This is a genomic window from Amycolatopsis sp. cmx-11-32, assembly GCF_047608695.1.
GTDB lineage: Bacteria > Actinomycetota > Actinomycetes > Mycobacteriales > Pseudonocardiaceae > Amycolatopsis.
Genome location: NZ_JADNQN010000019.1, coordinates 88312 through 110632 on the forward strand (window position 1 = coordinate 88312; position 22321 = coordinate 110632).

27 protein-coding genes are annotated in these 22321 nt (G+C 68.9%); 17 read left to right on the plus strand and 10 right to left on the minus strand.

Features of this window, described 5'->3' with window-relative positions:
* Positions 1 to 141: 141 nt before the first annotated feature.
* Complete coding sequence (locus ACM6LR_RS36700) at positions 142 to 1272, plus strand: Cmx/CmrA family chloramphenicol efflux MFS transporter (RefSeq protein WP_414942380.1); 1131 nt, start codon at positions 142 to 144, stop codon at positions 1270 to 1272.
* Here ACM6LR_RS36700 and ACM6LR_RS36705 read toward each other — a convergent pair.
* Positions 1247 to 1840 (minus strand): GNAT family N-acetyltransferase, encoded by a 594-nt coding sequence (locus tag ACM6LR_RS36705; protein ID WP_414942381.1) that lies wholly within the window; start codon positions 1838 to 1840, stop codon positions 1247 to 1249. The two genes, ACM6LR_RS36700 and ACM6LR_RS36705, sit on opposite strands and share 26 nt — an antisense overlap.
* Positions 1841 to 1892: 52 nt before the next feature.
* On the opposite strand from ACM6LR_RS36705, the gene ACM6LR_RS36710 reads away from it, so the two are divergent.
* Positions 1893 to 2489 (plus strand): formylglycine-generating enzyme family protein, encoded by a 597-nt coding sequence (locus tag ACM6LR_RS36710; protein WP_414942428.1) that lies wholly within the window; start codon positions 1893 to 1895, stop codon positions 2487 to 2489.
* 81 nt (positions 2490 to 2570) lie between these two features.
* Positions 2571 to 2834, plus strand: a complete 264-nt coding sequence (locus tag ACM6LR_RS36715) for an amphi-Trp domain-containing protein (protein WP_414942382.1) — start codon at positions 2571 to 2573, stop codon at positions 2832 to 2834.
* A 128-nt stretch (positions 2835 to 2962) separates the two neighbouring features.
* Here ACM6LR_RS36715 and ACM6LR_RS36720 read toward each other — a convergent pair whose 3' ends face one another.
* A complete protein-coding gene (locus tag ACM6LR_RS36720; protein WP_414942383.1) occupies positions 2963 to 3688 on the minus strand; it encodes an SDR family oxidoreductase in 726 nt (241 codons plus the stop codon).
* A gap of 92 nt (positions 3689 to 3780) precedes the next feature.
* Between ACM6LR_RS36720 and ACM6LR_RS36725 the strand changes: the two genes are divergently transcribed.
* Positions 3781 to 4455 (plus strand): TetR/AcrR family transcriptional regulator, encoded by a 675-nt coding sequence (locus tag ACM6LR_RS36725; RefSeq protein WP_414942384.1) that lies wholly within the window; start codon positions 3781 to 3783, stop codon positions 4453 to 4455.
* Here ACM6LR_RS36725 and ACM6LR_RS36730 read toward each other — a convergent pair.
* A complete protein-coding gene (locus tag ACM6LR_RS36730) occupies positions 4452 to 5306 on the minus strand; it encodes a fructosamine kinase family protein (RefSeq protein ID WP_414945439.1) in 855 nt (284 codons plus the stop codon). The two genes, ACM6LR_RS36725 and ACM6LR_RS36730, sit on opposite strands and share 4 nt — an antisense overlap.
* 62 nt (positions 5307 to 5368) lie before the next feature.
* Positions 5369 to 5509 (minus strand): hypothetical protein, encoded by a 141-nt coding sequence (locus ACM6LR_RS36735; RefSeq protein ID WP_414945440.1) that lies wholly within the window; start codon positions 5507 to 5509, stop codon positions 5369 to 5371.
* Between the two features lie 71 nt (positions 5510 to 5580).
* On the opposite strand from ACM6LR_RS36735, the gene ACM6LR_RS36740 reads away from it, so the two are divergent.
* Positions 5581 to 6810, plus strand: coding sequence for an alpha/beta fold hydrolase (locus ACM6LR_RS36740; RefSeq protein ID WP_414945441.1), 1230 nt, complete (start codon positions 5581 to 5583; stop codon positions 6808 to 6810).
* Between the two features lie 63 nt (positions 6811 to 6873).
* Positions 6874 to 7629 carry a thioesterase II family protein gene (locus ACM6LR_RS36745; protein WP_414945442.1) on the plus strand — a complete coding sequence of 252 codons (756 nt, stop codon included), beginning with the start codon at positions 6874 to 6876 and terminating at the stop codon, positions 7627 to 7629.
* A gap of 218 nt (positions 7630 to 7847) precedes the next feature.
* Here the strand turns inward: ACM6LR_RS36745 and xylA are convergent, their stop codons facing one another.
* Positions 7848 to 9017 (minus strand): xylose isomerase, encoded by a 1170-nt coding sequence (gene xylA, locus ACM6LR_RS36750; protein WP_414945443.1) that lies wholly within the window; start codon positions 9015 to 9017, stop codon positions 7848 to 7850.
* Positions 9018 to 9113: 96 nt separating this feature from the next.
* On the opposite strand from xylA, the gene ACM6LR_RS36755 reads away from it, so the two are divergent.
* Positions 9114 to 10289 carry an ROK family transcriptional regulator gene (locus ACM6LR_RS36755; protein WP_414942390.1) on the plus strand — a complete coding sequence of 392 codons (1176 nt, stop codon included), beginning with the start codon at positions 9114 to 9116 and terminating at the stop codon, positions 10287 to 10289.
* Here the strand turns inward: ACM6LR_RS36755 and ACM6LR_RS36760 are convergent.
* Positions 10246 to 10707: a hypothetical protein gene (locus tag ACM6LR_RS36760; protein ID WP_414942391.1), complete on the minus strand. Its 462-nt coding sequence runs from the start codon at positions 10705 to 10707 to the stop codon at positions 10246 to 10248. The two genes, ACM6LR_RS36755 and ACM6LR_RS36760, sit on opposite strands and share 44 nt — an antisense overlap.
* A 281-nt stretch (positions 10708 to 10988) precedes the next feature.
* Positions 10989 to 11468, minus strand: a complete 480-nt coding sequence (locus tag ACM6LR_RS36765; RefSeq protein ID WP_414942392.1) for an Lrp/AsnC family transcriptional regulator — start codon at positions 11466 to 11468, stop codon at positions 10989 to 10991.
* Between the two features lie 135 nt (positions 11469 to 11603).
* On the opposite strand from ACM6LR_RS36765, the gene pdhA reads away from it, so the two are divergent.
* The 7 genes from pdhA to ACM6LR_RS36800 all read left to right on the plus strand — a co-directional run bounded on the left by pdhA (position 11604) and on the right by ACM6LR_RS36800 (position 17613).
* On the plus strand, positions 11604 to 12701 hold the full coding sequence (pdhA, locus tag ACM6LR_RS36770; protein WP_414942393.1) for a pyruvate dehydrogenase (acetyl-transferring) E1 component subunit alpha: 1098 nt from the start codon (positions 11604 to 11606) through the stop codon (positions 12699 to 12701).
* Complete coding sequence (locus ACM6LR_RS36775) at positions 12701 to 13699, plus strand: alpha-ketoacid dehydrogenase subunit beta (RefSeq protein ID WP_414942394.1); 999 nt, start codon at positions 12701 to 12703, stop codon at positions 13697 to 13699. Before pdhA ends, ACM6LR_RS36775 begins: the two co-directional genes overlap by 1 nt.
* Positions 13692 to 14879, plus strand: coding sequence for a dihydrolipoamide acetyltransferase family protein (locus ACM6LR_RS36780; protein ID WP_414945444.1), 1188 nt, complete (start codon positions 13692 to 13694; stop codon positions 14877 to 14879). The genes ACM6LR_RS36775 and ACM6LR_RS36780 overlap by 8 nt, the downstream gene beginning before the upstream one ends.
* 81 nt (positions 14880 to 14960) lie before the next feature.
* Positions 14961 to 16229: an MFS transporter gene (locus tag ACM6LR_RS36785; protein ID WP_414942396.1), complete on the plus strand. Its 1269-nt coding sequence runs from the start codon at positions 14961 to 14963 to the stop codon at positions 16227 to 16229.
* Complete coding sequence (locus ACM6LR_RS36790; RefSeq protein WP_414945445.1) at positions 16183 to 16533, plus strand: VOC family protein; 351 nt, start codon at positions 16183 to 16185, stop codon at positions 16531 to 16533. The genes ACM6LR_RS36785 and ACM6LR_RS36790 overlap by 47 nt, the downstream gene beginning before the upstream one ends.
* Before the next feature lie 107 nt (positions 16534 to 16640).
* Positions 16641 to 17417 (plus strand): PE-PPE domain-containing protein, encoded by a 777-nt coding sequence (locus tag ACM6LR_RS36795; RefSeq protein ID WP_414942398.1) that lies wholly within the window; start codon positions 16641 to 16643, stop codon positions 17415 to 17417.
* Between the two features lie 4 nt (positions 17418 to 17421).
* Complete coding sequence (locus ACM6LR_RS36800; protein WP_414942399.1) at positions 17422 to 17613, plus strand: hypothetical protein; 192 nt, start codon at positions 17422 to 17424, stop codon at positions 17611 to 17613.
* On the opposite strand, the gene ACM6LR_RS36805 is transcribed toward ACM6LR_RS36800, so the two are convergent.
* Both ACM6LR_RS36805 and ACM6LR_RS36810 read right to left on the minus strand, forming a co-directional pair.
* Complete coding sequence (locus tag ACM6LR_RS36805) at positions 17606 to 18316, minus strand: GTP-binding protein (RefSeq protein ID WP_414945446.1); 711 nt, start codon at positions 18314 to 18316, stop codon at positions 17606 to 17608. The two genes, ACM6LR_RS36800 and ACM6LR_RS36805, sit on opposite strands and share 8 nt — an antisense overlap.
* Positions 18317 to 18478: 162 nt before the next feature.
* Positions 18479 to 19615 carry a serine hydrolase domain-containing protein gene (locus ACM6LR_RS36810; protein ID WP_414942401.1) on the minus strand — a complete coding sequence of 379 codons (1137 nt, stop codon included), beginning with the start codon at positions 19613 to 19615 and terminating at the stop codon, positions 18479 to 18481.
* A gap of 222 nt (positions 19616 to 19837) precedes the next feature.
* On the opposite strand from ACM6LR_RS36810, the gene ACM6LR_RS36815 reads away from it, so the two are divergent.
* Entirely contained in the window at positions 19838 to 20332 is a 495-nt protein-coding gene (locus ACM6LR_RS36815; protein ID WP_414942402.1) for a hypothetical protein, read from the plus strand.
* Here ACM6LR_RS36815 and ACM6LR_RS36820 read toward each other — a convergent pair.
* Positions 20329 to 20688, minus strand: coding sequence for a hypothetical protein (locus ACM6LR_RS36820; protein ID WP_414942403.1), 360 nt, complete (start codon positions 20686 to 20688; stop codon positions 20329 to 20331). The genes ACM6LR_RS36815 and ACM6LR_RS36820 overlap by 4 nt on opposite strands.
* Positions 20689 to 20759: 71 nt before the next feature.
* On the opposite strand from ACM6LR_RS36820, the gene ACM6LR_RS36825 reads away from it, so the two are divergent.
* Both ACM6LR_RS36825 and ACM6LR_RS36830 read left to right on the plus strand, forming a co-directional pair.
* On the plus strand, positions 20760 to 21155 hold the full coding sequence (locus ACM6LR_RS36825) for a GntR family transcriptional regulator (RefSeq protein WP_414942404.1): 396 nt from the start codon (positions 20760 to 20762) through the stop codon (positions 21153 to 21155).
* Positions 21152 to 22177 (plus strand): DUF1648 domain-containing protein, encoded by a 1026-nt coding sequence (locus ACM6LR_RS36830; protein ID WP_414942405.1) that lies wholly within the window; start codon positions 21152 to 21154, stop codon positions 22175 to 22177. Before ACM6LR_RS36825 ends, ACM6LR_RS36830 begins: the two co-directional genes overlap by 4 nt.
* Positions 22178 to 22321 lie beyond the last annotated feature (144 nt).

Consider the following 22321-nt stretch of genomic DNA (forward strand, 5'->3'; position numbering starts at 1 on the left):
AGGCCGTTTCCTTACAGGACACGGCCTAACGGCGGCTCTCTCGCTTTCCGGTGACCGGAGCGCTGTTCCGTGCGCCCGGCCGGGCTTCGCCCTGTCCAGCGCACGGCTTCTCCTGTTCACCTTCTGCTTGGGAGTCGTCAGTTGCCCCTGTTCGTCTATGTCCTCGGCCTTGCCGTCTTCGCGCAAGGCACCTCCGAATTCATGGCCTCCGGTCTCGTGCCCGGGATCGCCGGCGACCTGTCGGTCCCCGTCGGCGCCGCCGCCACGCTGACGTCCGCGTACGCCGTCGGGATGATCGTCGGCGCTCCTGCCATGGCCGTGCTCAGTGCGCGCTGGCCTCGCCGCCGGGCGCTGGCCGGGTTCCTGACCGCCTTCGTCGTGGTGCACGTCATCGGCGCGCTGACGACGAGTTTCCCGGTGCTGTTCGGCACCCGGATCGTCGCGGCCGTCGTCAACGCCGGATTCCTCGCCGTCGCCATGCCCGTCGCGGCCGCATTAACACCACCGGGAAAGCAGGCGCGGGCGACCGCGGTCCTGCTGGCGGGTATCACGCTGTCGTGTGTCGCCGGCGTGCCAGCCGGAGCCGTGCTGGGTGATCTCGCGGGCTGGCGCTCGGCGTTCTGGGCGGTCGCCGCCTCGTGCCTGCCCGCGCTGGTGCTGGTGTTCCGTTCGGCGCCCGCCGACGCGGCCGGCCCGCGCGAAATCTCGATCAAGCGCGAAGCGAGCGAGCTTGAAACACGTCCAGTGCGGCAGGCGATGATCCTCGCGGCCTTGGTCAACGGCGCGACCTTCGCGACGTTCGCGTTTCTCGCGGTCATCGCGACGGACGTCGCCGGTCTCCCCGCCGCGGCGGTTTCCGGATTGCTGGCGGCCTTCGGCGTCGGCGCGTTCATCGGGGTCACCGTGGCGGGCCGCACGGGCGACGGCGGACTTCGGCGCGGTCTGATCCTGGCGTTGTGCGCGTTGCCTGTCGGCTGGACGGTGCTGGCGGCGACCAGCTCGCACCCGGTCGCCCTGTTCCTCGTGACCACTGTCCAAGGTGGACTGTCGTTCGGCTGCGGTTCGGCACTCGTGGCCAGGGTCATGCACGTGGCACCCGGCGCCCCGGCGCTGAGTGGTTCGTTCGCGACCGTCGCGCTCAACCTCGGCGCGTTCCTGGGTCCGGTGCTCGCCGGCTCGGTCACGGAGTCGACCGGCGACTACCGGTACGCCATCTGGATCAGTGCGGCACTCGCCGTCGTCGCGCTCACGCGGGTGCCGAGTCGCTCCTGAGCCGCGCGTGCAGGTGGACGTCGTGCCAGCCGTCCGCGTGCAACATCGAAGAACGCAGGGTGCCTTCGAGACCGAAGGCTGTCTTGTCCGCGACACGGCAGGAGGCGGCGTTCGCGATGGAATGCAGGAGGAACAACCGGTTCAACCGGATGGTTTCGAACGCCCACCGCGTCAACGCCGCCACCGCGCCGCCCGCGATCCCGGTGCCCCGCGCGGAAGGGAGAACCCAGTAGGACAACTGCGCTGAGGCCTCGAAAAGCGAGATGGTGCGGAGGCCGACCTGCCCGACCGCCCGGTCTTCACGGGCGTCGACCACCGCCCAGCTCGCGTCCGTCTCGTCAGCCCAGCGCTGCTCCCAGCCCGCGATCCAGGCGCGTGCCTCGTCCTCCCCGTCGATACGGCGGATGTGCCAGCGCTGGATCGCGGGACAGGCGAACGCGGCTTCGACGCCCTCCACGTCGTCAGCGGACCAGGGGCGCAACACCAGCCTGTCGTCGACGATCAGGCACGGCTGCTTGACGGCCCGGAAAGTACCGGCGGGCAGGGCTGGTCCGATGAGCAGGGGCACCGGCCCATCATGGCGCATCGAGGCCGCCGACCTGGGTAACATCGGCCGGACCATGGAGATGATCACCGTCCCGGCGGGCGAAGTAACGCTTTCGGACCGGCGGACGCAACGAAACTGGACCGTCGACGTCGAGTCCTTCCTGCTCGCGCCGGTCCCGGCCACCCGCGAGGGCGATAGGCTTCCCGTCGTCGACGTCTCGTGGCTGGACGCCCTCCAGTTCTGCAACACGCTGTCCGAACGCGAAGGGCTGACCCCGGCGTACGGACTGGACTCGTTGTCGTGGGACCGGTCCGCGAACGGCTACCGCCTGCCGTCCGAGGCTGAATGGGAGCACGCCTGCCGCGCGGGCACGACCGGCCCCCGCTACGGACCGCTCGACGAGATCGCCTGGTACCGGGAAAACTCGGCGGAGTCTGTGCACGACGTCGGCGGGAAGACGCCCAACGCGTGGGGCCTGCACGACATGCTCGGCAACGTCTGGGAATGGTGCTGGGACGTCTACGACGCTGAGGTGTACGGCGAGTACCGGGTCCTGCGGGGCGGCGGATGGTTCGACGAACACTGGAGCTGCCGGGCTTCGGTGCGGCGCCGGAGCCACCCGACCTTCCGCGTCGACGACGTCGGCTTCCGCCTCGCCCGGACACTGTGACCCCGCCTACAGCGCACGACGGTCACACGATTGAATGACGCCACGAACACCCGGCCAGGGTGTCGGACCCTGGAGGACACCGTGACCGGACCCGCTCCCCGAGACGTCGAACGCGTCTATTCCACCGCCGACGTCGTCGCGAAACTACGCCGTCTCGCCGACGCTCTCGAGACTGAGACCTCGTTCCGCATCCAGATCGCCGGGGAACGTTTCCGTGTCCCTGCCCGCGCGCAGTTCTCGATCGAGCACGAGCGGGGTGACGGCGAGGAAGAGGTCGAGTTCCAGCTGAAGTGGAAGATCGAGGAAGCGGACTCCGACGACGATTCCGAGGGCACCGTCGTCTGACCTTCTGTCCACAAAGGACACGCTGGGCGGGCTCGTATTTCCGTGGCGAGCCCGCCTGATTGGCGGGTAGCCCGTCCACGGATGCTCGCCCGTGCTTCACCGGACACCACGACACCCGCGACGATGACTCAGACGATGCCACCGTTGGCGCGCAGGACCTGGCCGTTGACCCAGCGGGCCGGACCGGCGAGGAACGAGACGACCTCGGCGATGTCGGCCGGGGTGCCGAGGCGTTCGAGGGGCGGCTGCGCGGCCATGCTCGCGATGGTTTCCTCGTCCTTGCCGTCGAGGAACAGCGCCGTGGCGGTCGGGCCGGGGGCGACCGCGTTCACAGTGATGTCGCGGCCACGCAGTTCACGGGCGAGGACCAGGGTGATCGCCTCGACCGCCCCCTTGGTGGCGGCATACGCGGCGTAGCCAGGTAGAGCCAGCCCGAGCACCGAGGTGGAGAAGTTGATGATCGCGCCGCCGTCGCGGACGCGGCGGGCGGCCTGCTGGTCGACCACGAAGGTGCCGCGGATGTTGGTGCGGTGCAGCCGGTCCAGCCGGTCGAGGTCCAGTTCGGCCACCGGCGCGAGATACATCGTCCCGGCGGCGTGGACCACCACGTCGATCCCGCCGAAGGTCTTCTCCGCGGTGTCGAAGAGGGCCGCGACGGCGTGCTCGTCGGCGACATCGGCCTGGACGGCGATCGCCAGGCCGCCGTCGGTGGCGATCGCGTCGACCGCGGCCTGCGCCTCGTCCTTGTTGCCGCCGTAAACGACGACGACCGCGAATCCGTCGGACGCCAGCCGCTCGGCACTCTGCCTGCCGATGCCGCGTGACCCGCCGGTGACGATCGCTACGCGTGTCATGTAAGGCTCCCATCAGATGTTTCCGTCGATAACACGATCAACGTATCATCGATACTGAGTCAGCGCTACCGCAATTGTGTTACCGTTGATACATGACGTTGACGACGAAAGACCGGTTGGTCCGCGCGGCGGCGGAGTTACTGGTGGACGGCGGACGCGACGCGTTGTCGACGCGTGCGGTCAGCGCCGCCGCTGGTGTGCAGGCGCCGACGCTCTACCGGACCTTCGGCGACAAGGAGGGCCTCCTCGACGCGGTCGCCGCCCACGGCTTCCAGAGCTACTTGTCGGGAAAACACTCCCTCGGCGAATCCGACGACCCGGTCGGCGATCTCCGGCGCGGCTGGGATCTGCACGTCGAGTTCGGCCTGTCCCGGCCTGCCTTCTACATGCTCATGTACGGCGAACCTCGCGTCCGCGAAGCACGTAAGGAGGCCGACGCGATGCTCCGCCGGATCGTCGAACGCATCGCCGAGGCCGGTCGTCTGCGCGTACCGGTCGAACGAGCCGCGCAATTGGTGCACGCGACCGGAATGGGGGTGATCCTGTCCCTCATCGCGAGCCCGCCCGAGCAGCGTGACGCTGACCTGATCATCGCCGCACGCGAACACGTCATCCAGACGATCACCACCGACAGTGCCGACGACGCTTCGGACATCCCCAGCCGCGCCATCGCGCTCAAGGCCGCGCTGGCGAAGGAACCCGGGAACGAGCTGACCCAGGCCGAGCACGCACTGCTCGCGGAATGGCTCGACCGGGTATCGCGTTAGCCGACCGCTCGCGCGGCCGCGACCGCCTGCCCGGCATAAGACCGTCCGAAAAGGACAGTGTGGACGAGAAGCGGGAACAGCTGGTGTACCCCGATGCGCTCGGTCCAGCCGTCGGCGAGCGGTGAGACCTCCTGGTAGGCCGCCAGTACCCGGTCGAGCAGCGGGCAGCCGAACAACTGCAGCATCGCCAGATCGGTCTCGCGATGACCGCCATGCGCGGCCGGGTCGATGAGTGAGGCCTCGACGGCACCCCACAGGACGTTGCCGTTCCACAGATCGCCGTGCAGGCGGGCCGGTGGCTCGGCCGGCCCTGCCGCTTCCGGAAGCCGCGCGCAGGCTCGCTCGATGACCGCGGCTTCGTCACCGGCCAAAGTGCCTTCGTCGACAGCGCCGCGCAAATAGGGCAGGACCCGGTGTTCGGCGTACCACCGCGGCCAGTCCTCCCCCGCCACGTTCCGCATCGGGGCCAGGCCGATCCACGCGTCGCCGGGTCCGCCGGGCGGCGCCGCGCCGAACGTGGGCGCTCCAGCCTCGTGCAACGCCGCCATTCCCCGCCCCAGCCGCTCCGCCGCGTGATGCGTCGGGCGCCCGCCACCCACCAATTCGGTGACCAGCCACTCGTCGTCGTTTCCGCGGATTTCGGGCACCCGCACGGCGCCGGCTTCCCCCAGCCACCGCAGTCCAGCCGCCTCCGCGGTCGTCGCGTTCCGCGCGTGACCCCGTTTGACGATCACGGTGTCGCCGCTGTCCAGCATCACTTCGGCCACCGCGCCCTTGAGGTCCCGCTGTTCGACGACGGCTCGTCCGGTGATCCTCGCGGCCGCCTCGGCAGGCGTCGAAACCTGGGTCATGCCCGCAACCTACCTCCACCGATCGGAGGAACGCTCAATGTGTGGAGTGCTCCGAGAGTTCGTCATACCGCCATCGCCGTGATGCTCGGCGCGGCGTTGGTCGGCTGCACGCAGCCGTCGAACATCGGCCAGGCCAAGAGCGCCGGCGCCACGACGTCCGCCAGCGAGCCGACGACGACACCCAAGCCGTGTCTGACCACCACGCCCACACTGGAGGTCACCGGGGAGGCGGTCGAGCCCAGCCGCGGAGGGCGTCGTCGGGCTGACGGTCACCGTGGACTCGGTCAAAGCATCCGACGCCGACATCGACGGCCTGCCGCTCAAGGACGGGGACAAGGCCAAACTGCATGGCAGAATTTTCTTCTTCGTCCGCGCGAAGCTGTCGAACGTCGACGGCACCGACCTGTCCGAGGTGTACGCGCCGAACCTCAGCGCCAGGACCAAGAGCGGCGGCTCGGCCTTGCACCCCGCTTTGGCCGAACGGCACGCGGTCTACGCGATCGACACCCTCGGCGAGGCGGGCGGAAGCGTGCAAACGGCGCCGTTCGAGGACATCCGCGACCGTGCGGCCGCTCTCGATGACGTCTTCGAGACCTTGGGGCTGACCGCGGTGCACCTCGTTGGCGGTTCGACCGGCGGCTGGCACGCGGTCAACCAGGCGATCCACGCACCCGGCAGGCTCGCGTCCATCGGGTTGCTGGACGCGCGCATCGTTTCGGCGCTGTTCGCCCGGAAGGTGTTCTGTACGGCGCGCCCGCTGCCGTGCTCGACAGCGAACGCCTGTGGTGGCTTCCTCACGTGGTCCGCCGGGAGGACATCTTCGACCAGCCCGCCGCCACGGCTGGTGCTCGCCCTGTTCGGCGGGCGTAGCGTCGTGCACGATCCGGTCGCTGCCGCTGCCCGCTTCGAGAGCCTGCTTCCCCATGCCGACGTCGAGATCCTGCCCGACGCCGGCCACTACCTCTATCTCCGGCCGGAGGATCGCGACCTGATCGTCGACCGCCTCCTCGAGTGGCTCGCTTGGGCAGCCCGCGCACCGGAGCCCCGGCGCGCGGCGACCAGACTGGCCCGGCACGCCGCGATCAGCCGGGCTGAGGCGGCGCTTTCACCGTGGCCACACAGCGGGCAGGACATCGTGACGGCGCCAAACAGCTCGTCGACGGAAACGGTCAACGCGGTCGTGCACGAACGGCACCAGCGGTGCCGGGTGATCGGGTTGACGTGCAGCGGGGAGGCGACACACTGGTGGATCCAGCGTCCGTGCACGTGGCAGGTCAGGCGGTCGTCCGGGGACAGGCGGCCGACATCTTCCGCGTCGTCCTCCATCGCCGACAGGACCGGCAGGGTGCGGCTCACCGGGTTCAGCCGCGTGGTCGAGGCCAGTGTCGTGGTGTTCATCGCTTTCTCCTTCCGGCTTTTATCGGGACGTCGATGGGCGAACGCCAGATACGACAGCCGGGCAGCCTTTTTCGAAGATCTTTCGCGGTCTCCCCCTACCGGGTGATTTGATCTTGGTCGAAGCCAAAGCGCTACCCCATTCGGGTTGACGACGCGTACCTTTCGGATCATGGCACCCGCACTCGTTCCACTGTCCACATCGGACGGTCGCGGGCCCGGCTACCTGCTGCTTCCGCCTGCTGGAGGCACACCCCGCGCCTTCGGCCCGCTCGCCGCCGCGAGCGACACCGACGTTTGGGGCGTCGAATATCCCGGGCACGGGGAACGGCTCGCGGAGACCCCGGCGGCGTCCGTCGAAGAACTGGCCGCGCGGCTGACCGACGAGATGACGTCGGAGTGGTTCTCCCGCACCGTGGTAATCGGCTTCGGGATGGGAGCCTTCGTCGCCTTGGAGACGGCCCAACGGCTGGGCGCCGTCCCGGGCGCGTTGATCGTCGTGGACGCGTGCGCCCCACAGCGGCGCTCGCCGGACAAAAACGCCAAGGCCGGGGCCTCGGCCATGGGCCGGGTGTTCGGCCGCACCGGGCTCACCCCGGTCGCGGGCTACCGCGACTCACCCGAAAGCTGGGAGTACGCCCTGGACCTGCTGCTCGGCGACCTCCAGCTGCTGAACGCCTACCGTGGGCCCGCCAGGACCCGGCTCTCGTGCCCGATCGCGGCGATGCGCGGCACCGATGATCCCGCGTTCGCCACGGGCGACGACGCCACCGGTGGCTGGCGGGTGTGGACGTCCGGCCCGTTCGTGGGGCGCGTCGTCCCCGGCGGTCATCTCGGCGTTCTCGACTCCGGCAGGGAGGCGGAGTTCTGGGCCCGCATCCGCCGTCTGGAGGCAGCGTTCCTCGGGGTCGAACCGGAAGTCGCCTAGGCGTGTTTCTCAAAACCGCAGGCAGCGAAGGAGCCGACATGACTTCAACAAGCTGTTCCGGAAGGTCGCGTCGCCGAAGTAAACCTTCGACGGCCCGAACACCGACGGCAAGGCCCACTGGTCGAAGTTCGCCGGCAAGTACGAGCACGCGTCCTTAACGGAATCGGTCACAACGTGCCGCAGGAGTTCGCCAAGGCCGTCATCGACGTCGACAGGTTCTAGCGGGCCCCGGTGAGGTGTTCGAGCGCCAGCTGGGACAGGCGGACGAACCCGTACCCGCGTTCCGCCGCTTTGTCCGGGTCGAAGTCCTCGAACGTCGAACGGTCGGCCAGCAGGTCCGCGGCCGTCTCGCCTCCGTTGAGCGTCGGCGTCGCCAGTTCCGGGACGAGGGCGGCCTCGAGGGCGGCCCGCACCTCGGGATCGGCACGGAAGGCACGGGCGCGTTCGGCGAACAGCAGGTAGGTGGCCATATTGGCCTCGGCACTGGCCCAGACTCCGTCCATGTTCTCCGTGCGCAGCGGCTTGTAGTCGAAGTGGCGCGGCCCGTCGTAGCCGCCGTGCTCGAGCAGGTCGACCAGGAAGAACGACGACAGCGCGTCGCCGTGACCGAACACGAGGTCCTGGTCGAAGCGCGGGCCGCGCTGACCGTTGAGGTCGATGTGGAACAGCTTGCCCTGCCACAGCGCCTGCCCGATGCCGTGGACGATGTTGAGCCCGGCCATCTGCTCGTGCCCCACCTCGGGGTTCACGCCGACGATCTCGTGGTTCCGCAGCGTGGAGATGAACGCGAGAGCGTGCCCGACGGTCGGGAGCAGGATGTCACCGCGCGGTTCGTTCGGCTTCGGTTCGAGGGCGAGCCGGAGGCCGTAGCCCTGGTCGATGACGTACTGGGCGAGGAAGTCGATGCCCTCACGGTAGCGATCCATCGCCGCGCGGACGTCCTTCGCGGCGTCGGTCTCGCTGCCTTCGCGGCCGCCCCAGAGCACGAAGGTCGCCGCGCCCAGTTCGGCGGCGAGGTCGAGATTTCGCAGCACCTTTCGCAGGGCGTAGCGGCGGACGTCGCGATCGTTGCTGGTCAGGCCACCGTCCTTGAAGACGGGATGACTGAACAGGTTCGTGGTCACCATCGGGACGACGAGGCCGGTTTCGGCGAGCGCGGCCTGGAACCGCCGCAGATGCCGCGCGCGTTCGGCGTCGGCCGAACCGAACGGGACGAGGTCGTCGTCGTGGAAGGTGACGCCCCAGGCGCCGAGATCCGAGAGGCGGTGCACGGCCTCGACCGGGTCGAGCGGGCCCCGGCTGGCCGGACCGAACATGTCGTTCCCCTGCCAGCCAACGGTCCACAGCCCGAAGCTGAACTTGTCCTCACGCCTCGGTGCCTGAGTCATCACGCCTCCACCAATTAGTTTGATGCCTGAACTTATCGACGCGCACCCGCGCGGGTCAAGGCTTTCGTTCAGGCATCGAACGAATACACTCGCGCGATGATCGGCACGCGTCCGGCGGGACAGCACACAGTGCGGCAGCACAACGCCGCTCTCGTCCTCGGCGCGATCGCGGACGGCCCGGGAACTTCGCGGGCGGGACTCTCCGCGGACACCGGACTCACGAAGGCCACCGTGTCGAGCGTGGTCGACCGGTTGATCGCGGCGGATCTCGTGGCCGAAGGCGCGCCGGAGCGGCGCGTCGGACCGGGACGGCGCGGCACCGTCGTGTCGCTCTCCCCCACCGGGCCACACGGACTCGGCATCGAGATCGGCGTCGACTACCTGGCGTCCTGCCTCGTCGACCTGAACGGTGCCGTCCGGTTCGAGGAGGTCCGGTACGCGGACAACCGGACTCCGCGCGTCTTCCAGCGCGTGTCGGCGTTCCTGCGCAAGGCGCGGAAGCAGGCGGAAACACTCGGCGTGCCCGTCGGCGGTGTCGGTATCGCGGTTCCGGGTCTGGTCGAATCCGGCCTCGTGCGGCTCGCCCCCAACCTGGGCTGGCGCGACGTCGATCTCGCGGATCGGCTCGGCGAGACCTTCGCCGTCGCCAACGAAGCCAACTTCGCCGCGCTCGCCGAACTCTGGCACGGCACCGCGTTACCCGATTTCGTCCACGTCTCCGGCGAGATCGGGATCGGCGCGGGAATCGTGCTGGACCGCGCCTTGTTCGAGGGCGTGCGTGGCGCGGGCGGCGAGATCGGCCATCTGCCGGTGGCGCCCGACGGCCCGCCGTGTTCCTGTGGCGCGAACGGCTGCCTGGAAAGAATGGCCGGACAGGAAGAGATTCTGCGACTGGCGGACGCGAAGACGGTGGACGACCTGATCTCCGCGCTGGAATCGGGAAACGCCACAGCGCTCGCCGCCGTCACCACCGCCGCGGGCCATCTCGGCATCGGACTGTCCACTGTGGTCAATCTTATGGACGTCCCCGCCGTGGTGCTGGGCGGAACCTACGCGCGCCTCGAACCGTGGCTTCGTGAGCCACTCCTCGCCGAACTGGAACGCCGCGTACCCAGCACGGCGTGGTCGCCGGTGCGCGTCGTCCCTTCGGCGCTCGGCACGGGGGCCGCCGTCCGCGGCGCGGCCTGCTCGGTGATCCGCGGCATCCTCGCGGATCCCGAGCACCATCTCACGACTCACTGGCCATCCGATCAGGACGCTCGGGGTCGGTGACCCCGGGCAGCGACGGCTCGATGGCCTGCGCGCGCTCCTCGATGTCCGCACGCTGGACACGCCGGGCGTAGGCGATCAGTTCATCGCGATCCGCGTGCGGGAGCCAGCCCTGCTCGCAGCCGGTCTCCAGCCGCACGAGATACCGCACCAGCTCGACCGACTCGGCGCCGAAGTCCCGCATGCGCCGCGTCAGCAGTTCCGCCGCGCCGAGGTAGCCGTTGTTCCAAGCGTGGACGGCCAGTAGCTGCGCCGTGGCGGCGAGGATGTCACCGAGGTGGAACCCGCCCTCCGCGGCGAGATGCCCGGCGAGCCGGAAACTCCGCCTGCCCTCGCCGACCGGCCCCTCCTCGCGAATCGCTTCGAGCAGTGCCCCTACCTGCCGCGTCAGATAATCCTGCCCCGCGCTCTCCACCGTCACCGCTGTCCTCCGCCCCGTCGCCGTGATCGTAGGGAGGTGTCAATGGGGAGTAGGTCAGATACATCGAATGCCGATCCGTTATCACCCGAATGGGCTTGCCGGTGTTGCCTGACAGTCAGCAAGGCGCCGTCGCCTCCGCCATCGAACCAGGCTGTATTCGGCGCTGAGGCGAACGACGTTACAGAAGCTCGGGTCGTGTCCCAATGCGTCCTTAGGGACACGCGAGACCGACTCGTCGGCGGCTGGGTCACGGACCGCCTGCGATAAACGCAACTAGAGGACTAAACGCGGGGAGCGGCGCCCGCCTGTTCCTCGAAGATCAGCCAGGTCCGGGTCGACCGCACGCCGTCCAGTGCCTGCAGTCGTTCCAGGACGACGTCCCGCAGCGACGCGTTGTCCGGTGTCCGCACCAGCAGCAGGATGTCGAAATCGCCGCCGACCAATGACACGTGCTCGACGTACGGGATCTCCCGCAACTCCGCGGACATCGTGCGCCACGACGTCTGCTCGACGGTGATCAGGATGTACGCGCTCGTTCCGAGCCCGGCCCGCCGAGGGTCGATCCGGGCGCCGAAGCCGGTAATGACGCCGTCGGACATCAGCCGGTCGAGGCGAGCGTAGGCGTTGGTGCGCGAGATGTGCAGCCGCTCCGCCAGCGCGCGGACGGCGAGCCTGCCGTCGGCGGACAGTTCGGCGAGGATCGCGCGGTCGATGTCGTCGAGGGCAAGGACCGTTCGTCCCGGATCGGGTCCGTGAGCCACGCCACTTGTGGACGCTTGGTATGGCTGAACCGATCCTGTGGACAGTTTGTCGCTCATTTCGCCTACCTCTTGAACACCAGGACTCCAGAAACCACGATCTCAGCATCATATGTCTGTGAAAGGTGGTGCTGCGCCATGTCGCGGGAGACCCCAGCCGCCGCGTTGCTGCCGTCACCGGTTCCGGTGCGGTTCCTCGCCGAGGACGGCACGCGCGTCGACGAGCACGGCGACTACCTCGAGCCGCCAGCCGATCGGCTCGTCGAGGCCTACCGGCTGATGGTGCTCGGCCGCCGGTTCGACGTGCAGGCGACCGCGTTGACCAAACAGGGCCGCCTCGCGGTCTACCCGTCGAGCGCCGGCCAGGAAGCCTGCCAGGTCGCGAGCGCGCTCGCCCTCACCGAGGCCGACTGGCTCTTCCCCACCTACCGTGACTCGGTCGCCTTGGTCGCCCGCGGGCTCGAACCGGGTGAGATCCTGACGCTGCTTCGCGGCGACGCGCACTGTGGCTACGACCCGGCCGAGACCCGTGTCGCTCCCCAATGCACCCCGCTGGCCACCCAGACCCTCCACGCGGCCGGACTCGCGCACGCGATGCAGCGCCGGGGCGAGGAGGCCGTCGCGTTCGCGCTCATCGGGGACGGCGCCACCAGCGAAGGCGACTTCCACGAGGCGCTCAACTTCGCGGCCGTGTTCAAAGCGCCGGTGGTGTTCTTCGTGCAGAACAACGGGTTCGCGATCTCGGTGCCGTTCGAGAAGCAGAGCGCCGCGCCCGCGCTGGCCTACAAGGGCGTCGGCTACGGCGTCCGCTCCGAACAGGTCGACGGCAACGACGCCGTCGCGGTCCTTTCGGTGCTAAACGACGCCGTCGCGCACGCACGTTCCGGTCGTGGACCGGTCCTGGTCGAGGCGCACACCTACCGGATCGACGCGCACACCAACGCCGACGACGCCACTCGCTACCGCGACCAGGCCGAGGTCGAGAAGTGGCGCGCGGCCGACCCGGTCCGCCGCCTCGAGACCTACCTGACCACCGCGAACCTGTTGTCCGGCAGAGACATCGAGCGGTTCAAGGCCGAGGCGGAGACTTTCGCGGCCGGGGTGCGCGACACGCTGAACGCGGACGTGGAGCCGGATCCGTTGTCGTTGTTCGAGCACGTGTACGCCGTTCCGACCCGTCAGCTGGCCGCTCAGCGGGCGCTGGTCGCGGCCGAGCTGGAAGCCGTGGAGGGCTGATGACCGAGATCTCGATGGCCCAGGCGCTCAACGCCGCCCTGCGCGACGCCGTCAAGGACGACGACCGCGTGCTGATCTTCGGAGAGGACGTCGGCCCGCTCGGCGGCGTGTTCCGGGTGACCGACGGCATCACCGCCGACTTCGGCGAGGACCGTTGTTTCGACACACCGCTGGCGGAGTCCGGCATCGTCGGCTTCGCGGTCGGGATGGCGATGGGCGGGTTCCGCCCGGTGGTCGAAATGCAGTTCGACGCCTTCGCGTACCCCGCCTTCGAGCAGATCACCTCGCACGTCGCGAAACTGCGGAACCGCACCCGTGGCGCGCTGTCGCTGCCGATGGTCATCCGGATCCCCTACGCGGGCGGGATCGGCGGCGTCGAGCACCACTGCGATTCGAGCGAGGCCTACTACACCCACACGCCCGGTCTGCGCGTCGTCACGCCCGGCACTCCCCAGGACGCTTACGACCTCCTGCGCGACTCGATCGACTCACCGGATCCGGTGATCTTCCTCGAACCCAAGTGCCGCTATTGGTCCAAGGAACCCGTCTCCTTCACCCGTGACAGCGTCCCGATGGACCGCGCGGTCGTTCGCCGTGACGGCAAGGACGTCACGCTCATCGCATACGGCCCGATGGTCGCCACCGCGCTGGAGACCGCGGAGGCTGCGACCGCCGAGGGCTGGGACGTCGAAGTGGTCGACCTCCGGTCGCTGAACCCGTTCGACGATGAGACCGTCACCGCTTCGGTGCGCCGCACCGGGCGCGCGGTCGTCGTCCACGAGGCCGCCGGGTTCGGCGGCTACGGCGCCGAGGTGGTCGCGCGGGTCACCGAGCAGTGCTTCCACCAGTTGCACGCGCCCGTCCTGCGAGTCACCGGACTCGACATTCCTTATCCGCCACCGAAGCTGGAGCGCCATCAGCTCCCGGACGTCGACCGGATCCTGGACACCGTCGCCCGGTTGCAGTGGAACGACGAACCGGCGGTGGCCGGTGCCTGACTTCCTGCTCCCGGACCTCGGCGAAGGACTGACCGAGGCGTCGATCGTGAATTGGCTCGTCGCGGAAGGCGACACCGTCGGCGTCGACCAGCCCGTCGTCGAAGTGGAGACCGCGAAGGCCGCGGTCGAGGTGCCGGTACCGTTCGCCGGCGTCGTCACCCGCCTCCACGGCGAACCCGGCCAGTCGCTGCCGGTCGGCGCTCCCCTGCTCACCATCGGCCCCGGCTTCACCGAACCCGGCGTGACGACCGCGAGCGAGGGCAGCGGCAACGTCCTCATCGGCTACGGGACCACGACCCGGCGCCGTCGCACGCGCACCGCCGTCACCACTCCCCAGAAGCCGTCGAAGACACCAGGCGTCATATCGCCGTTCGTCCGCAAAATGGCCGCCGACAACAAGATCGACCTGGCGAGGCTGACCGGGAGCGGCCCCGGCGGCATCATCCGGCGCGCCGACGTCGAAGCGGCGCTCACCGTTCCCGAGCCGCGGGAGGGTGAGAAGCGGATACCGCTGACCGGGGTCCGCAAGGCGGTCGCCGACAAGCTGACGACCTCGCGGCGTCAGATCCCCGAGGCGACGGTCTGGGTCGACGTCGACGCGACCGAACTCGTCGCGGCGCGGAAGTCGCTCAACGCCTCGGCACCGGATCGCCCGGTCAGCCTCCTCGGCCTCGTCGCCCGGTTCGCCGTCGCGGGCCTGCGGAAGTACCCCGAGTTGAACTCGCGCGTCGAAGGCGACGAAATCGTCCAGTTGCGGGACATCAACCTCGGTTTCGCGGCGCAGACCGACCGGGGACTCGTCGTGCCGGTCGTCCGCGACGCGGGCTCACTGTCCACAAGAGAGCTTTCGGCCGCGATCGGCGAGCGGACCACACAAGCCCGGGAAGGAAAGCTCGGCCCGGCGGGTCTCACGGGCGGGACCTTCACGGTGAACAACTACGGCGTGTTCGGAGTGGACGGCTCCGCCGCGATCATCAACCATCCGGAGGCGGCCATCCTCGGCATCGGCCGGATCATCGACCGCGCCTGGGTCGTAGACGGCGCGCTCGTGGCGCGGAAGATCTGCGAGCTGACGCTGGCTTTCGACCACCGGGTCTGCGACGGCGGGACCGCCGGCGGTTTCCTGCGGTTCGTCGCCGACTGCGTCGAGTCGCCGGTCACCGCGCTCGGGGACCTCTGAGCGAGTCGTACAACTCACGGTTGTGACCCGCCGACGATCCGTTGTTCGACTTCGAGGCCCCGGCTTGCTTTGATCTCGCGAGTGGGTGGGAGATCGCTGGGGCGACGGTTCGGCTGGCTTTGGGCGGCGTACGCGGCCAGCGCTTTCGGCACCAGGTTCGCGTTCGACGCGTTCAGCCTCATCGCCATCGTGACACTGGGGGCGGGCACGACCGAGGTCTCGCTGCTGGCGGCCGCCGGGCTCGTCGTGGGCGCGGTGGTCGCGCTGCCGCTCGGCCCCTGGGTCGAGTTCCGCCGCAAGCGGCCGGTGATGATCGCGATGGACCTGGTCCGCTGCGGGGCGCTGCTGACCGTTCCGGTGGCGTACACGCTGGGACTGCTCGGTTTCGGCCAGCTTCTCGCCGTGTCGGTCGTCGTCGCCGCGGCCGACATCACGTTCCTGGCCGCCAGCGGGTCGTTCCTGAAATCGCTGCTGCCACCGGAGGACCTGCTCGTCGCGAACGCCCGGTTCGAATCCACCACCTGGACCGCGACGGTGCTCGGCCCGCCGCTCGGCGGCTTCGCCGTCGGCCTGTTCGGACCGGTGGTCACGATCGCCGCCGACGCGGTCAGCTACCTGCTGTCGGCGGCCGGGATCCGCGCCGTCGGCGGCTCGGAACCGCCACCCGCGAAGCCGGAAGGCCCTCGGCTGAGCGGCCGCGACCTGCGAGAAGGCTGGCGGTTCATCCTCACCCATCCGACGCTGCGACCCCTGTTCGTCAACACGATCGTGGTCAACGGCCTGATCATGGCGACCGCGCCCCTGTTCGCCGTCCTGATGCTCGGGCAGCTCGGCTTCACACCGTTCGAGTACGCGATCGCCTTCGCCGTGCCCTGTCTGGGTGGACTGATCGGGGCGAGACTCTCCCGGAGGGTCGTTCCGCGGTTCGGCCGGGACCGGGTCCTCTTCGTCTCCGGCTGGCTGCGCGTCTGCTGGCCCGTCGGACTGGTCTTCATCCATCCCGGTGTCTCGGGGCTGATCCTGGTCATCGTCGTCGAATTCGCCCTGATCACCTGCATCGGAGTGTTCAACCCGGTGCTCGCCACCAGCAGGCTCGAACAGGTGCCCACCGACCGTGCGGCGCGCACGCTGTCGGCCTGGTCGATCGCGGGCAAGCTCTCCACGGCTGCCCTGACCGCGCTGTGGGGTCTGCTCGCCGCGTTTACCGGCCCGCGTGCCGCGGTCGGCATCGCCGGCGCTCTCCTGCTCGCGACGCCGCTCCTGCTCCCCCGGAAGTGTCGGACCCCTGTGCCAGTATTCGCGCATGACGATCAAGAGAGTGGTCCCCGACCTCGAAACCCAGTCGATTGAGCAGGCGAAAGCCTTCTACGTCCACGTGCTTGGCTTCGAGGTCGTGATGGACCAAGGCTGGATCGTGACCGTGGCCGACCCGGATCGGCCGGAGGTCCAGCTGAGCCTCATGACCCATGACGAGACAGCGCCTGTCGTCCCGGTCGCCTCGATCGAGGTCGACGACGTCGACGCGAGGTATGCGGAGGCCAAGGCCTCCGGCGCGGAGATCGTGCACGAACTGACCGACGAGAAGTGGGGCGTCCGGCGGTTCTTCGTCCGCGATCCCAGCGGCCACGTGGTCAACGTGCTCTCCCACCGCTAGGGCCGTTCAGCCCAGTTCGTTGGCCCTGACAGCGGGTTTCATCAAAATTTCATGACGCATCCCTAACGTTTCGACACGCACCGTAGTCGAACGGAAGGACGATGAATATGAAGAAACTCAGGGGGGTCCTGGCGGCGGCCGCACTGGCCACCGGGCTGATCGGCGCCGTCGCGCCGTCTGCCCAAGCCGAGCAGGCCGACCAGGCGCGTTACTACATCCTCATCGGCGGCACCTGCGACGGGGCCGCGAGCGTGTACAACGACGCCTGGTTGCGGGGCGGGATCCGGAAGGTGGTCCACTACCCGGCGGGCGCCGCCGGTGCACCGAACTGCGACCAGACACCGATGGACCAGAGCGTCGCCCGCGGGCACGAAGAAGCCCGCCGCGTCGTCCAAAGCTCCTTCGACGAGAACCCCGGCGCGGAATTCACCGTCGTCGGCTACTCGCAGGGCGCGCTGGTCGCGAACCTGGTGCTGAACGACATCGCCGGCGGCAGGCTCGCCGTGGACAAGTCGCGGTTCAGGGCGAAGATCTTCGCCGACCCGATGCAGCCCGTCGGTCCGCCGGGACGCGGGATCAGCGCGGTGCTCCCTCCTGGCACCGGTGCTCCGTCGCCGTTCGGCGGCTACGTGTCGTTCGGGCCCGGCCGCACCGACTTCGGTGGCATCCCGTTCATCCGCTACTGCATCGAGACCGACGGTGTCTGCCACTTCGACACCTTCGAAGCTCCTGGCGGGTACTTCGCGCAGCACCTTTGTTACCAGTGGGCCCGTCCCACCGATCACCGCTCGATCATGGAGGACACGATCGCGGACGGTGTGTACACCAACGGTTCGCACGCGTTGCCGCGACAGAACTGCCGTCCGCCGCACCCCGCGCCGTGACCTGGTGAAGACTGCTGCCGCCCGGCGCCCGATCGCCGGATGGCAGCGGATCGAGCGATGGCCCGCCCACAATGTCGTGGGCGGGCCATCGTCGTTCTACCCGGCGGGCAGCCCTTCCGGTGCCGGGGCGTGGCCGGTCGGCCGGGCGGTGAACGTGCCCCGGCCCTGTGTCCGGCTGCGCAGTCACGTCACGTAGCCGACCAGTTCCGCCAAGGGCACGGTCGCGGTAGGCCGAACCGCACAGCACTACGACACCCCCCGCCGGTCCGGGTCAGCTCCCGCAGCGCCGAAACCAGCGTTTCCGTCGAAATCACCGACGATTCGCAGAACTCCTCCAACACGACTGGGTGGAGTTCCGTCACAGGCTCTTCGAGCAGGCAGCGACACCGGTTCGCTTCATCCACAAAGGACTCCGGAACCGGCCCGTCCTCGGCGGTCTCGGCACCGTCGGCCCAGGCCAGCGGTCGCATCCGTCGGCAACTGGACCACCAGCGGACGCGGATGGAGCCTGTCCGGCTGGATTCCACGGCCGCGTCCAGATCGGCGCCCGCGCGGTCGAGCTTGTTGACGAACGCGATCCGCGGCACGCCGTGCCGATCGGTCTGGCGCCACACCGATTCGCGCTGCGGTTCGACCCCGGCGACGCCGTCGAACACCGCGATCGCGCCGTCGAGGACACGGAGCGATCGTTCGTCCCACGAACAACTGACGGCGGCGGCGAAGATGGTGGTGCCACGGTCTCGCTCCTGGGAATCGAAATCGGTCACGGTCGTGCCGTCGTGGACCTCACCTCGTTTGTAGGTGGTGCCGGTGACGTACAGGATCCGTTCGGTGAGTGTGGTCTGCCCGCGTCGACGTGGGCGAGGATGCCAAGGTTGCGGACGGCGGGCACCGGGCACCCGGAGCCACCAGGATCACCTCGAACCGAACCGAGGGGACGACGTCGGCGTGGTGATGACGCACGGTCCAGTCCTTCTCGTCGGGGTGAGTTCCGTGGCGAGGGTAGCCACACCCCGCGTGGTCCGAGGACCGGTTTTCCGGCCGCGCACCGCCCCGCTCGATCACTTGCAGAACGCGGTGTCCACCGTGGCCATCACGGCCTTCGCTCCCTTCTCGCCGTCGCCGAAGGCCCCCGGCATCGCGGTCACGGCGAGCCCGACAGTGCGGCCGTCCTCCGTGGCGCCGCCGCGGGTCTCGAACCCGTCGATGTCCCCGCCGTGCCCCCAGTACACCCCGCCGCAGGTGAGCGGGTTGCTCATCAGGCCGAGGCCGTATTTCGTCCCGGGGAACAAAGGCGCGTCGACCGTCTTCCGCATCTCGGCCAGCTGCGCGGCGGGCACCAGCTTGCCTTCGAGGAGGACACGGAAGAACTTGCCGAGGTCGCTGGGCGTCGAGATCAGCTGACCGGCCGCGCCCGCCCACGACGGATCCATCTCGGTCGCGTCGATCACCTTGCCGGTGGCGACATCGCCGACGGCGTAACCCTGCGGGTGCCGTCCCTTGATGGTCTGGTCGCCGACCTGCGGCCAGTAAGTGTGCTTCAGGCCCGCTTTCTTGATCACGCGTTCGGTGATCTGCTCCTGAATCGGGCGTCCGGTCACCTTCTCGATCACCATGCCCGCCAGCAGGTAGCCGGTGTTGCTGTACTCCCATTTGGTGCCAGGCGCGAACTTCGCCGGGTGGCTCAACGCCGCGGCGAGCAGCTCGTGGGTCGGGAAGTAGCGGTGCTGCACTTGTTCGAAGTCCCGCAGCCCGAGGTGTTCGGTGTAGTTCGGGAGCCCGCTGGTGTGCTGCAGCAGCTGCCGGATGGTGATCTTGGTGCCGTCGATACCCTCCCCGCGCACGATCCCGGGAAGGTACTTCTCGATCGGCGCGTCCAGTTGCACCTTGCCCTCGGCCACCAGCTGCAAGACCGCGACCGCGGTGAACGTCTTGGTGTTGCTGCCCGCCCGAACCGCGCCGTCACGCGGGACGGGGACCTGACGGTCGATCCGCGAGGACCCCGAGACCAGCGACGTCGGGCGGCCGCGGCCGGTCACGTAGGCCAGCGCGGCCGGGAACTTCTCCTGACGCACCAACGAGTCGAGGCCCTTCTGCAGCTCCGTTCCCTTGGCCGGGGCCGCGTCCGCCGCAGTGGTCCACGCGGCGCCAAGCAGCCCCGCCACCGTCAGGACCACAACGCCTTTGCGTACCGTCATTCGCACTCCTTCTTCGACCGGATCAACACCGACAACACTGGTCGAACCGGATTCGAAGATCAGGAGGGCAGGCCGCCGAATCACCGGTAGCGCTGGCGCTACCCCTGTTAGTAGGGAACTTTTTTCCGACCAGAATTCGTCCCACCATTGTCCGCGCGGGACGCGGCTGGTTAAGGTCAGTTTCGGTAAGTGGACTAGACCACCCGAGGCCGGGAGGCGCCGATGCCCCTCGACGAACAGCAGACCTGGGCAGTGCTGCGAGAGCTGGACGAACCCGGCCACTGGGAGGTGCCGCACGATTTCGACGGACCCGCGGCACGGGCTCGCTTCGAGCGACTGGCCGAGCGGCTCGATCGGCGATTCGACTGCTCCTGCGAGGTCGACCGTCACGTCCAGGACGCCAGCCATCTCGGCAGGATCGAGATCCCGGCCGGCGCGACCTCCGCGTCGGACCATCTGACGGTCACGATCAGCAATTTCGGTGGCCTGGCCGTGGTGACACTGGGAAATCCCGGCAGTTACGACGAGGACGAAGAGCAGGAGTTCTTCCCGGCCCATGACCGAAAACGGATCGAAGACGAGCTGGAAGCACTCGACTACCTGCCCGTCTCCGAACCTCCGCTGTGGACCAAGTACACCGGGATCAGCGGATTCGACGGCCTCTACCCGCCCGATCGGCCGCCGTCGTGGTGGGACCGGTTCTTCGACTACCTCTAGACGCGGGCGGTCAGCGCCTCGGCGACCTCTGCCGAGTCGGACGCGCTGATCAGCAGCTCGTCGAAGTGCAGCCCGGCGGCGGCGCGGTCGATCCCGACTCGCAGCGCCGGAACTCCCCTCCGTACCGACACCAGCTGCCGGACTCCTGTCCCCAGCCCCCAGAAACCCACCTTCAGCACACCGCTGATCAACACCCCGGCACGTCCGCCCCGCGCCCGGCCGACCGGTTCTTCGACGTGTTCGATAGCCGTGATCGCCGTCAGGGGAACGACCACTTCGTCGCGCCACACCGCCAGTCGCTCCCAGGTCGAGAACCTCACGCGCAACCCTCCGCCGGTGACATCCACCTTCGCCATCACGATCACCTTCCAACGCTATCAATCTGATGTAGTTGTTATAGTAAGTGTATAGCAGATATCCTTGCTGCGTGTTGCTGACTCTCGACCTCGACAGCGAGGTGCCGATCTACCAGCAGATCCGCGACCGGGTCGTCGAAGCCGTCGCCGACGGAGTGCTGACCGAGGGCAGCGCCCTGCCCTCCACCCGGCAACTCGGTGCCGACCTCGGGATCAACTTCCACACCGTCAACAAGGCCTACGACCTGCTGCGGACGCAGGGGCTCATCCGGATCAACCGCAAGACCGGCGCCATCGTCCGGCGCGACGCGGCGTCCGGACCGGCGAAGGACGGCTACGCGGACGAGTGGCAGGAGCGGCTGCGCACCCTGCTCGCCGAGGCCGTCGCGCTCGGCCTCGGCCCGCGCGAGGTGACAGGGCGTTGCGAGACCGTACTGGACTCCTTCGCCGTGAACGCGCGGCGATGACCGGCCCGGTTTGGCTGCGCCTCGCCCTGATCGGGTGCACCGCCGCCGTCTTCCTTTCCGCGCCAGCGCTGGCGCGGCCGACGCTCCCGTTCGGCGTCCGGATCCCCGCCGGGCGCACCGGCGAACCCGTTATCGCCCTCGTACGCCGTCGCTACCACCAGGGAACCGTGGCGGTCGCTCTGCTCGCCTGCGCGGCCGTTCTTTTCGACTGGCCTGGGCCCGACGTCGTCCTGATCGGCCTCATCGTGGGCTGCCCCCTGTTCGGAACCCTGGCGCACCGGTCGATCGTCGCCGCGAAACGGGACGGCGGCTGGTACACCGGAACACGGCAAGCGGTCGCCACCGACACTTCGCTGCGCTCGGACCCGGTTCGTCCACAGTGGATTCTTCTGGCGCCGTCGGTGTTGTTGGCCGTCGCCACGGCGGTCATCGGCCTGCTCGACGACCTGGCGGCCTTTTCGACTGTCTTCGCCCAGGCCTTCGTCGTCGTGCTGGTCTCGCTCCTGACCGTCGCGATCGCCAGGGCCCGCCCCGAGATCGACGCCGCACAACCGGCGGCGTCGGCGTCGCGGTACCGGGCGTACCTGCACGGCGTGCTCAGCCTGCTGCTGATCTCCGCCGGCTGCGTCAACGCGACGCTGCTCGTCGTTTCGCTGCAACTGTGGAAGGTCATCGAGACGACGGTGCCGGTCACGATCGTGGCCTACCTCCCCCTCGCTGCCGCTTTCATCGCGTGGATCGTCTTCTCCGTCCGGGCGGGCGACGCCGGGCACCGGCTGTCACCCACCGGCGACGAAGCGGAAACCCGGTACGAACAGCGCGACGACGAGCGCTACTGGCACGCGGCCGGGATGGTCTACCTGAACCGGGACGACCCGGCGCTGCTGGTGCACCGGCGGGTCGGGACTTACTGGACGCTCAACCTCGGGCATCCGGTCGCCTGGCTGGTCCTCGCCGCGGTCGCCGTCGTCGGAGTGCTCGCCGGATTCGGTGTCGTGACCCTCCCGGACAAGGGCGTCTGACGGTGTTCTGGCGGGAAGCAGGCGCCGACCCAGACGGCTCACAACCTTCTCGAGACACCGGGAAGGCTGATCACCGGGCGTGATCGGAGGTGTCCGAGGCGCTCGTTACCCTGAGGGGATGACGTCGCAGAAAACCCCTCAAAC

Excerpts from the sequence above, each read along its gene's own strand:
- ACM6LR_RS36755 (WP_414942390.1), top strand. The coding sequence starts at position 9,114 with ATGATCGGCACGCGTCCGGCGGGACAGCACACAGTGCGGCAGCACAAC.
- ACM6LR_RS36725 (WP_414942384.1), top strand. The coding sequence starts at position 3,781 with ATGACGTTGACGACGAAAGACCGGTTGGTCCGCGCGGCGGCGGAGTTA.
- xylA (WP_414945443.1), bottom strand. The coding sequence starts at position 9,017 with ATGACTCAGGCACCGAGGCGTGAGGACAAGTTCAGCTTCGGGCTGTGG.
- ACM6LR_RS36795 (WP_414942398.1), top strand. The coding sequence starts at position 16,641 with ATGAAGAAACTCAGGGGGGTCCTGGCGGCGGCCGCACTGGCCACCGGG.
- ACM6LR_RS36775 (WP_414942394.1), top strand. The coding sequence starts at position 12,701 with ATGACCGAGATCTCGATGGCCCAGGCGCTCAACGCCGCCCTGCGCGAC.
- ACM6LR_RS36730 (WP_414945439.1), bottom strand. The coding sequence starts at position 5,306 with ATGACCCAGGTTTCGACGCCTGCCGAGGCGGCCGCGAGGATCACCGGA.
- ACM6LR_RS36815 (WP_414942402.1), top strand. The coding sequence starts at position 19,838 with ATGCCCCTCGACGAACAGCAGACCTGGGCAGTGCTGCGAGAGCTGGAC.
- ACM6LR_RS36720 (WP_414942383.1), bottom strand. The coding sequence starts at position 3,688 with ATGACACGCGTAGCGATCGTCACCGGCGGGTCACGCGGCATCGGCAGG.
- pdhA (WP_414942393.1), top strand. The coding sequence starts at position 11,604 with ATGTCGCGGGAGACCCCAGCCGCCGCGTTGCTGCCGTCACCGGTTCCG.
- ACM6LR_RS36745 (WP_414945442.1), top strand. The coding sequence starts at position 6,874 with ATGGCACCCGCACTCGTTCCACTGTCCACATCGGACGGTCGCGGGCCC.
- ACM6LR_RS36710 (WP_414942428.1), top strand. The coding sequence starts at position 1,893 with ATGGAGATGATCACCGTCCCGGCGGGCGAAGTAACGCTTTCGGACCGG.
- ACM6LR_RS36810 (WP_414942401.1), bottom strand. The coding sequence starts at position 19,615 with ATGACGGTACGCAAAGGCGTTGTGGTCCTGACGGTGGCGGGGCTGCTT.
- ACM6LR_RS36830 (WP_414942405.1), top strand. The coding sequence starts at position 21,152 with ATGACCGGCCCGGTTTGGCTGCGCCTCGCCCTGATCGGGTGCACCGCC.
- ACM6LR_RS36790 (WP_414945445.1), top strand. The coding sequence starts at position 16,183 with ATGACGATCAAGAGAGTGGTCCCCGACCTCGAAACCCAGTCGATTGAG.
- ACM6LR_RS36820 (WP_414942403.1), bottom strand. The coding sequence starts at position 20,688 with ATGGCGAAGGTGGATGTCACCGGCGGAGGGTTGCGCGTGAGGTTCTCG.